Below are 12259 nucleotides of genomic sequence, written 5' to 3'. Positions count from 1 at the left end.
GCGGGGAAGGTTTCCGGTCCGTGAGGCCGATCGCCCGGACGCCGACGGGAGGAACCCCATGAGCAGTGTAGCGACAACCCAGATCAAGCTGACACCGGAGCGGTCGCGCACCTCGGTGCGCTCGCGCCTGCAGGATGCCTTGCCCAAGATCGTGCTGGCGCCGAGCTTCGCCATCACCATCGTCTTCGTCTACGGCTTCATCCTGTGGACGATCTACCTGTCCTTCACCAACTCCAAGACCTTCCCCTCCTATGCCATTACGGGCGCGCGCGCCTATCAGCGATTGTGGGGCTGGACCTTCGACACCGACCCGCCATCGAGCTGGTACACGTCGATCACCAATATGGGGATTTTCGGCTTTCTCTACATTTTGATCTGCCTGGCGCTCGGCCTGTTCCTGGCCATCCTGCTCGACCAGAAGATTCGCGGCGAAGGGGTTTTGCGTCCCATCTACCTCTACCCGATGGCGCTCTCCTTCATCGTCACCGGCGTTGCCTGGAAATGGTTCCTCGACCCCGGCCTCGGTCTCGAACAGACGCTGCATCAATGGGGTTGGACGAGCTTCCATTTCGACTGGATCAAGAACAAGGATTTCGTCATCTATACCGTGGTCATCGCCGGCGTCTGGCAGGCCTCTGGCTTCATCATGGCGATGTTCCTGGCCGGCCTGCGCGGCATTGACGGGGAGATCATGAAGGCGGCGCAGATCGACGGCGCCACCACCTTCCAGCTCTATCGCCGCATCGTCATTCCGCTGTTGCGGCCGATCTTCCTGTCGGCCTTCATCGTGCTCGCGCACCTTGCCATCAAATCCTACGACCTAGTCGTGGCACTGACCAGCGGCGGCCCCGGCGGCTCGGCCTGGCTGCCGTCCAACTTCATGTATGAATACACCTTCAAGCGCAACGAAATGGCCGTCGGCTCGGCCAGCGCCGTGATCATGCTGATGACCATCGTCGCCATCATCGTGCCCTATCTCTATTCGGAACTTAGGGAGAAGTCGCGATGAGCGCCGTGACCACTCCCGTCCGCCAGGCCAGCGGCGGCATGAACGTCAAGATCGTCAACCGCATCGTGATCTACGGGCTTCTCGCGCTGTTCGCGCTGTTCTACCTGATGCCGCTATTCGTCATGCTGGTGACCTCGTTCAAGACCATGGACGAGATCCAGAACGGCAACATGCTGGCGCTGCCAAAGGCGCCGACCTTCGACCCCTGGTTCAAGGCCTGGGGCGAGACCTGCGTCGGCCTCACCTGCGCCGGCATCAAGGGTTATTTCTGGAACTCCATCAAGATGGTGGTTCCGGCCGTGCTTATCTCGACCATGTTGGGCGCGCTCAATGGCTACGTGCTGACCAAATGGCGTTTCCGCGGCGCGACCCTGGTGTTCGGGCTGATGCTATTTGCCTGCTTCATCCCGTTCCAATCGGTATTGCTGCCGATGGCGACGATCCTGGGCAGCCTCGGACGGTTCGGCGTGACGCTGCAGAACACGGTCGGAACCAGCTTCGGCCTCGGCAACCCGACGGTGAACCTGGTGTTCGTCCACGTCGTCTACGGCATCGGCTTCACCACGCTGTTCTTCCGCAATTATTATGAGGCGTTCCCGACCGAACTGGTCAAGGCCGCGCAGGTCGACGGCGCCTCCTTCTTCCAGATCTTTCGGCGCATCATGCTGCCGAACTCGATGCCGATCTTCGTCGTCACCGTCATCTATCAATTCACGAACATCTGGAACGACTTCCTGTTCGCCTCCGCCTATGCCGGCACCGGCGACGCCATGCCGATGACGGTGGCGCTCAACAACGTCGTCAACACCTCGACCGGCGTCGTCGAATACAACGTCAACATGGCGGCCGCGATGATCGCGGCCCTGCCCACCCTCCTCGTCTACGTGCTCGCAGGCCGCTATTTCGTGCGTGGCCTGATGGCGGGCGCGGTCAAAGGATAACCAATGGCTTTTCTGGAAATTGATGGTCTGAGGAAGCGTTTCGGCCAGGTCGAGATCCTGAAGGGGATCAATCTCGAGCTGGAAAAGGGCGGCTTCCTGGTGCTGGTCGGCCCTTCCGGCTGCGGCAAGTCCACTTTGCTCAATACTATTGCCGGACTGGAGACGATCACCTCTGGCGATATCCGCGTCGACGGCCGCACCATCACCGATCTGCACCCATCCAAGCGCGACATCGCCATGGTGTTCCAGAGCTACGCGCTCTACCCGAACATGACGGTCGCCGGGAACATCTCCTTCGGCATGGAGATGCGCGGCGTGCCGGCCGACGAGCGCCAGAAGGCGATCGACAAGGTGGCGAAGGTGCTTCAGATCGGCCATCTGCTGAACCGCAAGCCGAGCCAGCTGTCGGGCGGCCAGCGCCAGCGCGTCGCCATGGGCCGGGCGCTGGTGCGCGACCCCAAGCTGTTCCTGTTCGACGAGCCGCTTTCCAATCTCGACGCCAAGCTGCGCGTCGACATGCGCATCGAGATCAAGCGCCTGCACGCCACCACGGGCACGACGATCGTCTATGTCACCCACGACCAGATCGAGGCGATGACGCTGGCGACCAAGATCGCCGTCATGCGCGACGGCGAGGTGCAGCAATTCGGTACGCCGGCCGAGATCTACAACAACCCCAGCAATGTCTTCGTCGCCGACTTCATGGGTTCGCCGGCGATGAACCTGATCCCGGCGACCATCGACGGCAATGGCGGCGACCTCGCCGTCGTGCTCGATCGCGAGGCACGCCAGCCGATCACTTTGCCTATGGCCAACGCCCCGGCCGGATTGTCGGCGTTCAAGGGCAAGCCGGTCATCTTCGGCGTTCGTCCGGAGGCGCTCACCGATCCGGAAGGCGCGGAGCGCAACGCCTCGCAAATCGCCACCGCCGATTGCCATATCGAGGTGGTGGAGCCGGCCGGTTCCGACACCTTCGCCGTCACCAATCTCGGCGGCAAGGGCGTGGTGGCGCGACTACGCGCCGATGCCAACATCCAGCCCGGTACCAACACGCTGCTCGCCTTCAACCTGACCAAGGCGGTGTTCTTCGATCCAGCGACCGAGAGCCGTATTCGCTAATGCGTGTCGCCCAAAAGTGGGTCTGGTTTTGGGGCAATGACATGCATCAGAACAAAGACCTCTAGACAATGACAAACCCGGATATCGTCATCACCGGCTCCGGCATCGGCGGCGCCACGGTTGCCGCCGGCCTGGCCGGCAGCGGCGCTTCCATCTTGATGCTGGAGCGCGGCGAACCCTTGCCGGCGACCCCGCATGCGCGCGACACGCGCTCGATCTTCGTTGACGGCCACTACCGGCCGAAGGAGATGTGGCGCGAGGCCGGTGGCGCTGCATTCAACCCGGGCAATTACTATTATGTCGGCGGCAATTCTAAATTCTTCGGCGCGGTGCTGATCCGCTACCGCAAAGAGGATTTCTCCACCATGGAGCACTTCGGCGGCGTCTCGCCGGCCTGGCCGTTTTCCTATGATGAATTCGAGCCTTGGTATTCCAGGGCAGAGCAGCTTTTCCGCGTCCGCGGCACGCTCGGCGAGGATCCGACCGAGCCGTTCCACTCGGTCCCCTATGCCTATACGCCTGTGCCCGACGAGGCGCCGATCGCGCGTGCCCGCGCCGAGCTCAAGCGGCTGGGCCTGCATCCGGCCTCGCTCCCGCTCGGCGTCGACATCGACACCTGGCTGAAGGAGGGCAGGACTGGCTGGGACGCCTTCCCCAATACTGGCCAGGGAAAGATGGACGCCCAGACCGCACCGCTGGCGGCGGCACTGAACGATCCGAACATCAAGCTCGAAACCGGCGCCTATGTCGAATATCTCGAGACTGCTCCGGACGGCAAAACCATATCGGCGGTTCATTACCGCCAGAACGGCGAGCTGAAGAAGCTGTCGCCAAAACTGGTCATCCTGTCGGCCGGCGCGGTCAATTCAGCGGTCATCCTGCTGCGCTCGCCTTCTCCCGATGGCAAAGGCCTCGCCAACCGCTCCGACCAGGTGGGTCGCAATTTCATGAACCACAATTCTAGCGCCATGCTGGCGATCGATCCGCGCCGCAGGAACGATGCCGTCTACCAGAAGACGCTGATGCTGAACGACTACTATCTGACGGGCGGCAAGGGCGGCAAACCGCTCGGCAATGTCCAGCTTCTCGGCAAGATCGACGGAAACATGCTAAAGGCCAATGTGAAACGGGTGCCGAAATTCGTGCTCGATTTCATGGCCGGCCATGCGGTCGACTGGTATCTGATGTGCGAGGACCTGCCCGACCCCGAAAGCCGCATCATGGTCGACGGTAAGGACATCGTCATGCAATGGCGGCGCTCCAACATGCAGTCGCTCGACGGGCTGACCAAGGTGATGCGCGAGAATTTTCGCGCCTGCGGTTATCCCCTGGTGCTGTCGCGCCCTTTCGACAAACGCACGCCCTCGCACCAGTGCGGCACGGTGAAAATGGGCGATGATCCGGCGACGTCGCCGCTCGATCCGTTCTGTCGCGCCTTCGAGCATAAGAACCTGTTCGTCGTCGACGCCAGTTTTCTGCCGAATTCGGCCGCCGTGAACCCTGCGCTGTCGATCGCGGCGCAGGCGCTGCGTGTCGCCGAACACATCCGCAAAGCGGACCTCGCCGCATGACCCGCCCGGCGGCCATCGTCACCGGCGGCGCGCGCGGCATCGGCCTTGCCTGCGCCGAAGCGCTGGCCGACGCCGGCTTCGACATTCTCGTGGCCGACCTTGCCGAAACAGCCGCAGGCGAGCTCGCCGCTGACATAACCGCGCGCGGCGCGAAATTTGCCTATGTCAGTTGCGACATCGCCGATCTTTCTAGCCACGCCGCCTTGGTCGAAACCGCCATGCGCGACCTCGGCCGCGTCGATTGCCTGGTCAACAATGCCGGCATCGGCGCCGTCGTGCGTGGCGATCTGCTCGACCTCGAACCCGACAATTTCGACCGCGCGCTTGGCGTCAACCTGCGAGGCACCGTATTCCTCAGCCAGGCGGTCGCCAGGGCGATGCTCCGCCAGCCCAGCGATCATCCAAAATCGATCATCACCATCACCTCGGTCAGCGCCGAGATGGCCTCGCCGGAACGCTCCGAATATTGCATCTCGAAGGCAGGGCTTTCGATGTGGGTGAAGAATCTGGCGCTCAGGCTGGCCCCGGAAAACATCGGCGTGTTCGAGCTGCGGCCGGGCATTATCCGCACCGACATGACGGCGGGCGTGACCGCCAAATATGACGCTTTGATAGACAGCGGCCTGGTGCCGGCGAAACGCTGGGGCGAAGCGTCCGACATCGGCGCCATGGTGGCCGCGCTCGCTGCCGGGAGACTGGGCTTTTCGACCGGCTCGATCATCAATGTCGACGGCGCGCTCTCCGTGCCCCGGCTATGAACGGATGAGACAATGACCGACTATATCATCGTGGGCGCCGGCCCGGCCGGCTGCGTGCTGGCCAACCGGCTGAGCGAGGATCACTCCAATTCCGTGCTGCTGCTCGAAGCCGGCGGCAAGGATTGGCACCCCTATATCCATATGCCTGCGGGCTTCGCCAAGATGACCAAGGGCATCGCCTCCTGGGGCTGGTCGACGGTGCCGCAGAGGAACATGAACGACCGCGTCTTCTGGTACACGCAGGCCAAGGTGGTTGGTGGCGGCTCCTCCATCAACGCCCAGATCTACACGCGCGGCAATGCCCGCGACTACGACGCCTGGGAGAAAGAGGAAGGGCTGGCCGGTTGGGGCTACCGCGACGTGCTGCCCTATTTCAAACGGGCCGAGAACAACCAGCGCTACGCCAACGATTTCCACGGCGACGAGGGCCCGCTCGGCGTGTCGAACCCGATTTCGCCGCTGCCGATCTGTGAGGCCTATTTCCGCGCTGGCCAGGAGATGGGCATTCCCTTCAATCCGGATTTCAACGGCGCTGCCCAAGAAGGCGTCGGCTACTATCAGCTGACCCAGAAGGATGCCCGGCGCTCCTCCGCCTCGGTCGCCTATCTCAGGCCGATCCGCGCTCGCAAGAACCTCACCGTCCGGACCGACGTACTGGTCACCCGCATCGTCGTCGAGAACGTCCGCGCCATCGGCGTCGAGGTGGTCGACAGGCCGGGCGGCGAGACAAAAATCCTGCGCGCCGACCGCGAGGTGATCGTCTCGTCCGGCGCCATCGGTTCGCCTAAGCTTTTGATGCAGTCGGGCATCGGCCCGGCCGACCACCTGAAATCGGTCGGCGTCACGCCGGTGCACGACCTGCCCGGCGTCGGCTCCAATATGCAGGACCATCTCGACCTGTTCGTCATCGCCGAATGCACCGGCGACCATACCTACGACAATTATGCCAAGCTGCACCGCACGGCCTGGGCTGGCCTGCAATATCTGCTGTTGAAGAAGGGACCGGTGGCTTCCAGCCTGTTCGAGACCGGCGGCTTCTGGTACGCCGACCCGACCGCCGCCTCGCCAGATATCCAGTTTCATCTGGGTCTTGGCTCCGGCATCGAGGCTGGCGTCGAGAAGCTGAAGAACCCGGGCGTCACCTTGAACTCGGCCTTCCTGCGCCCGCGCTCGCGCGGCACGGTGCGGCTGAAAAGCGCTGATCCCGCCGACCATCCGCTGATCGACCCCAACTACTGGTCCGATCCCTATGACCGCGACATGTCGCTCAAGGGCCTGCGGCTGGCGCGCGAGATCATGCGGCAGAAGGCGCTTGCCCCTTACGTGCTGCGCGAGGTGCTGCCCGGTCCGTCGCTCGCCAGCGACGATGAGCTGATCGACTATGCCTGCCGCACGTCCAAGACCGACCACCATCCCGTCGGCACCTGCCGCATGGGCAATGACGACATGGCGGTGGTGGCGCCGGACCTGAGACTGCGCGGCATCGAGGGGCTGCGCGTCTGCGATGCGTCTGTCATGCCGCGCGTGCCTTCCTCCAACACCAATGCACCGACGATCATGGTCGGCGAAAAGGGTGCCGACCTGATCCTCGGCCGCGAGCCGCTGCCGCCGGCGGTGTTTTCCGGCAACCGCGTGGCATAGGAGCAGAAAATGATCAGGCACTGTGTCTTTGTCAGGTTCCGCAACGACATCGGCGTCGATGAGCGCAAGGCCATTCACGCCGATCTCGAGGCGCTTCGCTCCGTCATCAACGGCATGGGCACCGTCCGGTTCAGCACCAATGTCAGCCCAGAGCCTTTCGCGCGAGGTTTCAGCCATGGCTTCACCATCGATTTCCGTGATGCCGCCGCCCGCGACTCCTACCTCGTGCATGGGGCGCATCAGCGTGCCGGCGCCCGGCTGGTCGCGGCCCTCGAAGGCGGCACGGAGGGATTGATGGTCTTCGATCTCGATCTTACGAAAAAGTGACCGCCGGCCTTCCGAAAGCCGGCTGATCTCTGTTCTCTTTTGCCGACAGGGCGACATATCGTTCCTGGGGGATGCAAAGGAGGACGCCTTGAACCTCACTACCGAGCAGAAGAAAACCGTCCTGGCCTCATTCCTGGGCTGGACGCTCGATGCTTTTGATTTCTTCCTTCTGACATTCCTGCTCACCGATATTGCGACTGAATTCCAGACGGATGTCCCGGCAGTATCAAAGGCACTGTTCCTGACCTTGGCCACGCGCTTCATCGGCGCGTTCTTCTTTGGCATGCTAGCCGACAAATACGGGCGCAAGCCCATTCTCATGCTCAACATCGTCAGCTATTCGGTGATCGGCGCGCTCGCCGCCTTCTCGCCCAATCTCGGCATCTTCCTGGCGCTGCGGGCCTTGTTCGGCATCGCCATGGGCGGCGAATGGGGCCTTGGCAGCTCGCTTGCCATGGAATCCGTCCCGCCGAGCGCCCGCGGCATTGTCTCGGGCATCCTGCAATGCGGCTATCCTGCCGGCTATCTGCTGGCGGCGGTGGTCTACGGCCTGCTCTACCAGCAGACGATCGGCGGCTACACGATCGGCTGGCGCGCCATGTTCCTGCTCTCCTTCGTCCCGGCGCTGATCGTCCTGTTCATCCGCTCGCATGTGCCGGAATCTCCTGCCTTCGTCGAGGCACAGAAAACCGCTCGACCGGGAATGCTGGAGACCTTACAGAAGCACTGGGGCGTCGCGCTCTATGCTGTCGTGCTGATGATGTTCTTCAACTTCTTCAGCCATGGCACACAGGATCTCTACCCGACTTTTTTGAAGAAGCAACATGGCTTTGATCCGCATACGGTGAGCTGGATCACCATCGTTGCCAACATCGGCGCCATCGTCGGCGGCCTGGCATTCGGCGCGCTGTCCGAGAAGATCGGCCGTGTCAACGCCATCACCCTGGCCTGCATCATCGCCCTGCCGGCAATCCCGCTATGGGCCTACAGTTCCACGCCGTTCATGCTGGCCATCGGCGCCTTCATCATGCAGGTCGCGGTGCAGGGCGCTTGGGGTGTCATCCCCGTGCACCTCAACGAGCTTTCTCCCGGTGCGGTGCGCGCCACCTTGCCCGGCTTCATCTATCAGGCTGGCAATCTCGCCGCTTCCTATGGCGGTCCATATCAGGCCGGGATCGCCGAAGCCCCCGGCGGCAGCTATGGCTATGCGCTGGCGCTTTTTGCCGGCGTGGTCGCCGTCTGCATCATCGTCGTCATCCGCTTCAGTCCGGAGCGGCGCGGCCAGGTAATGACGGTGCTCGGCTGAGAGGTCAACCCATCCTCAGCGCGATGACGCCCGCGACAATGCTGAGCGCGGCGGCGCCGCGCCAGCCTGTCATCTTCTCGCCGAGGGCGTAGACCGAGATCATCATGGCAAACAGGATCGAAGTCTCGCGCAGCGACGCCACCGAGGCGATCGGCGCCTTGGTCATCGCCCACATGACGATCCAGTAGGCGGCGCCGGAAAGCACACCGGTGAACAGTCCCGTCTTCCAGTCGCGCGCCAGAACGGGAAGCGCCTTGGGCCCTCGGAAAACGAGGCACAGCACCAGCGCCCCAAATGCATCGCAGATGAACAGCCAGGCGGCATAGCTCTGCGCCGTTGCCGCCAGCCGCGCGCCGCTGCCGTCGGACAGCGTGTAGCTGGCGATGAAGATCGACGTGCCCAGCGCATAGCCGACGGCGCGCAGGTTCAGCTTCTCCAGATGCGCGCCACCGCGAAACGACATCACCAGCGTGCCGGCCGACAAAAGCAGGATGCCAAGGATGGCAAGCGGCGCCGGCACTTCGGCGACGACGAACATGCCGCCAATCGCGGCCAGCAGGGGTGCCGTGCCACGCGCCAGCGGGTAGGTCTGGGCGAAATCGCCGGCTTGGTAGGCTCCGATCAGGAAGGTGCGATAGCCCATGTGGAAGATCACCGAAGCGATGATGTAGGGCCAGACCTCCGCCTTCGGCACCTCGACGAAGGGCAGCACGACGAGGGCAGCAGTGCCCATGCCGAGCGTCATCAGCGTGATCGACAGGAAGCGGTCGAGATGCACCTTGACCAGGGCGTTCCAGATCGCGTGCATGGCGGCCGCGGCAAGCACCGCGAAGAAGACGAAAAGCGTCATAGGGAGCTCATCGACCTCCCCAGCCGAAGGGCGTCTCGAGATCGATGTCGACCCGGACCGGGAAGTGGTCGGAAGCCACCTCGCCGATGTCTGATCCAACCGAACGCACACGCCCGGCCAGCATGCCGCCGACGAAGCAATGGTCAAGCCGGCGCTTTGCCAGCCTGCCGTCGATGATCTTCTCATGCGTATGGAAATCCGCCACCGGCTCGCTGGCGACAGAAGCGGCATCGACCAAGCCGTCGAGATAGGCAGCACCCCGATGATAGGGCGTGCCGCCGACAATTCGGCGATATTCGGCGCTGCCGGGTTCCATGTTGAAATCGCCCATCCAGATTGTCGCCAGCGGATTTTCCGGCTCGACTTCCCCATGTGTCCAGTTACGCGAAGGTTCGTCATCCGCGCCGCTCCACGGTCCGCCTTCCGATTGTGCCCGGCGGTGCTCGGTCATGAGATAATCAATCTGCTCCAGCCGCTCTTCCGCCGCGATGTGCGCGAGATGCAGCGACAGCACCCTGACCGGCCCCGCCGGCGTGCGGATCATGCATTCGAGCGCGGCGTTGCGGGTGTTGAGCGGCCGCAGTGTGCGGCGCATCGGCAGCGCGTGCAGTCGCGACCAGACGATCGGCAGCTTCGACATGACCATGGTGCCGAACTGCCGGCGGCGATTGACCAGGCGGCCGTCACGCAGCTCGCTGGCATCCATGTCGAAGGCTGGGCCGTAGACCCAGTGATACCCGGCCAGCAACTGGGAAAGCATCTCCGGCTGGTCATCGAAATCGCTGCGCTGCCAGTGCCGCTCGACCTCCTGCAAGGCGATGATGTCGGCGCCGGCGGCAAGGCGTGCCGCACGCGAAAGATCGTAGCGTCCGTCGCTGCCGAATCCGTACTGGATGTTGTAGCTGACCAGCTTCATTGCTTATCCGGCTCACTTTTCGATGTTGGCAGTAGCGGTTCGGCTGATCGCTTGCAATGTGCAGGAGGACGGATGGGGCTTGGGCCAGCAGGGCAGCGGTCGAGACGCGGTATCTGCTAGTCGGTGGTCAGCGGCTGGAAGCGCCCTGCCGGCGATGCCGCAAGCTCCGTCCAGTCGATCTCTTCCTCCAGACGGTGATAGGCTTCGTCGCCGATGGTGCCGTCGCGGCGCAGCTCCTCCAGGGCATCGCGCTGGCTTTTGATGGCATAGAGACGCAGCCTGTCATATTCGGTCGCGGCCTGGGCGTCCTCGGGATTTTTGGCGACCTTGCGCTGGGCGGCATATTGCTCGCGCACAGCGGCTGCGGCGCTCGAGGTCTTGCCGCTCAATACATCGAGAGCAGCCTGCATCACCACGACGCGCGCCTTCGCGACCTCCCGGTCGACCGTTTCGTCGGGATCCAGTTTCAGGATGCGCAGCAGCGGCTTCAGGCTCATTCCTTGCAGCACCAGGGTGCCGAGCACGACCGTGAAGGCGGCGAGCACGATCGGGTCGCGAGCAGGAAATTCGACCGGCAAGGCGAATGCCGCCGCAAGCGTTACCAGTCCGCGCATGCCGCACCAGCCGATGAGCACGCCGCCGCGAAAGGACGGCGTATCCGGCTGGTGCTCGGCGCCGCCAAAGCGGGCAAACCACCTGATGATTGCACCGCAGCCCAGCACCCAGATCAGGCGCGAAACGATGACGACCGCCAGCACTGCCGCGGCAAAGATGAACGCGTCGAGCTCTCCCGTACCGGCGAGCCGTCCGACGATCGACCGCGCCTGCAGACCCATCAGCACGAAGGCCAGCACGTTGAGCACGAACACCGCCGTCTCCCAGACCGAATAGGAACTGACACGCTTTCTCGCTGACATTCGGCGTGGCGCGGTCTGCGCGATAGTCATGGCGTAGACGACGATTGTGATGATCGCCGAGAGACCCAACCTGTCCGCCAGAATCCAGACACCGAACGTGCCGGCGAACTGCACAACGGTGCCGCTGGCGGCGTCCTCGATGCGGCTCAGCGTGGCGAGCGACAGCCGGCCCAGTACATAGCCGGCCACCAGGCTTCCAACGGTCGACAAGGCGACCATGGGCGCGGCGCTGCTCAGCAGGAACGGACCGAGTGCGGCGGCGACAGCGATACGGTAGATCAGCAGCGCGGTTGCATCGTTGAGCAGGCTCTCGCCTTGCAGGATGGTGGTGATGCGGTGCGGCACCTTGAACTGTCCGAGCACGGCCGACGCCGCGACGGCATCGGGCGGCGCTACGATGGCGCCAAGGGCGACAGCCGCGGCGATCGGCAGGCCTGCCATCTTCCAGCCGAGCAGCGCAACCGCTGCGGTGGTGAAAACAACCGCCCCCAAGGCCAACAGCGCGAGCGGCAGCCGGTTGCGATTGAGGTCGCGCAACGAGGTGTCATAGGCGGCGTCGAGCAGCACGGGGGCGATGAACAAGGCCAGCGCCAGTTCCGGGTCGATTTCGATGGTGGGCATGCCGGGCAGGAAGGCGATGCCCGCGCCCGCCAGCGCCAGCAACGACGGATAGGGAACTTGCAGCCGCCGCGACAGCGCCGTCAGCGCGACTGCAATCAACAGGAGGATAAGCGTCAGTTCGAAAAGAGCCATGCTCTATCGTAGCCGCCGAACGAGGCGATTGGCAGTGCCAAAGTCATGGTCGTGAAACAACAGGGACACCTCTGGCACGGGCCGTGTCGCTGCCGACAGCATGAGAAATCCCGATGGCTGGCGCGCCCGTTTGGGAGCGCCTTCCGACAGC

11 protein-coding genes are annotated in these 12259 nt (G+C 63.5%); 8 read left to right on the top strand and 3 right to left on the bottom strand.

What is annotated here, in order from left to right; all coding sequences use genetic code 11:
- Nucleotides 1–58 precede the first annotated feature (58 nt).
- The 8 genes from X739_RS157150 to X739_RS157185 all read left to right on the top strand — a co-directional run bounded on the left by X739_RS157150 (nucleotide 59) and on the right by X739_RS157185 (nucleotide 8672).
- Nucleotides 59–1009: a sugar ABC transporter permease gene (locus X739_RS157150; protein ID WP_015315823.1), complete on the top strand. Its 951-nt coding sequence runs from the start codon at nucleotides 59–61 to the stop codon at nucleotides 1007–1009.
- Complete coding sequence (locus X739_RS157155) at nucleotides 1006–1950, top strand: carbohydrate ABC transporter permease (RefSeq protein ID WP_023770522.1); 945 nt, start codon at nucleotides 1006–1008, stop codon at nucleotides 1948–1950. The genes X739_RS157150 and X739_RS157155 overlap by 4 nt, the downstream gene beginning before the upstream one ends.
- Before the next feature lie 3 nt (nucleotides 1951–1953).
- Nucleotides 1954–3069, top strand: a complete 1116-nt coding sequence (locus tag X739_RS157160) for an ABC transporter ATP-binding protein (RefSeq protein WP_023770523.1) — start codon at nucleotides 1954–1956, stop codon at nucleotides 3067–3069.
- A gap of 68 nt (nucleotides 3070–3137) precedes the next feature.
- The gene (locus X739_RS157165) at nucleotides 3138–4640 is read left to right on the top strand and encodes a GMC family oxidoreductase (protein WP_023793855.1); all 1503 of its coding nucleotides are present in this window, start codon (nucleotides 3138–3140) and stop codon (nucleotides 4638–4640) included.
- Nucleotides 4637–5398: a 3-ketoacyl-ACP reductase gene (locus tag X739_RS1000000169185; protein WP_023770524.1), complete on the top strand. Its 762-nt coding sequence runs from the start codon at nucleotides 4637–4639 to the stop codon at nucleotides 5396–5398. Before X739_RS157165 ends, X739_RS1000000169185 begins: the two co-directional genes overlap by 4 nt.
- Nucleotides 5399–5410: 12 nt before the next feature.
- Nucleotides 5411–7039 (top strand): choline dehydrogenase, encoded by a 1629-nt coding sequence (locus X739_RS157175; protein WP_023770525.1) that lies wholly within the window; start codon nucleotides 5411–5413, stop codon nucleotides 7037–7039.
- 9 nt (nucleotides 7040–7048) lie between these two features.
- Nucleotides 7049–7366 carry a Dabb family protein gene (locus tag X739_RS157180; RefSeq protein ID WP_023770526.1) on the top strand — a complete coding sequence of 106 codons (318 nt, stop codon included), beginning with the start codon at nucleotides 7049–7051 and terminating at the stop codon, nucleotides 7364–7366.
- 88 nt (nucleotides 7367–7454) lie between these two features.
- Nucleotides 7455–8672: an MFS transporter gene (locus tag X739_RS157185; protein ID WP_023770527.1), complete on the top strand. Its 1218-nt coding sequence runs from the start codon at nucleotides 7455–7457 to the stop codon at nucleotides 8670–8672.
- A gap of 4 nt (nucleotides 8673–8676) precedes the next feature.
- On the opposite strand, the gene X739_RS157190 is transcribed toward X739_RS157185, so the two are convergent.
- From X739_RS157190 to X739_RS157200, 3 genes are all read right to left on the bottom strand, one after another.
- Nucleotides 8677–9522, bottom strand: coding sequence for an EamA family transporter (locus tag X739_RS157190; protein WP_023770528.1), 846 nt, complete (start codon nucleotides 9520–9522; stop codon nucleotides 8677–8679).
- 7 nt (nucleotides 9523–9529) lie between these two features.
- Nucleotides 9530–10438 (bottom strand): endonuclease/exonuclease/phosphatase family protein, encoded by a 909-nt coding sequence (locus tag X739_RS157195; protein WP_023770529.1) that lies wholly within the window; start codon nucleotides 10436–10438, stop codon nucleotides 9530–9532.
- A 116-nt stretch (nucleotides 10439–10554) separates the two neighbouring features.
- Complete coding sequence (locus tag X739_RS157200; protein ID WP_023770531.1) at nucleotides 10555–12108, bottom strand: sodium:proton antiporter; 1554 nt, start codon at nucleotides 12106–12108, stop codon at nucleotides 10555–10557.
- Between the last annotated feature and the right edge of the window lie 151 nt (nucleotides 12109–12259).

This window comes from Mesorhizobium sp. LNHC209A00 (assembly GCF_000502915.1).
In the GTDB taxonomy this organism is placed as follows: Bacteria; Pseudomonadota; Alphaproteobacteria; order Rhizobiales; family Rhizobiaceae; genus Mesorhizobium.
Note: the sequence above shows the minus strand (reverse complement) of the source record. Positions and strands in the feature narration are given on the sequence as shown.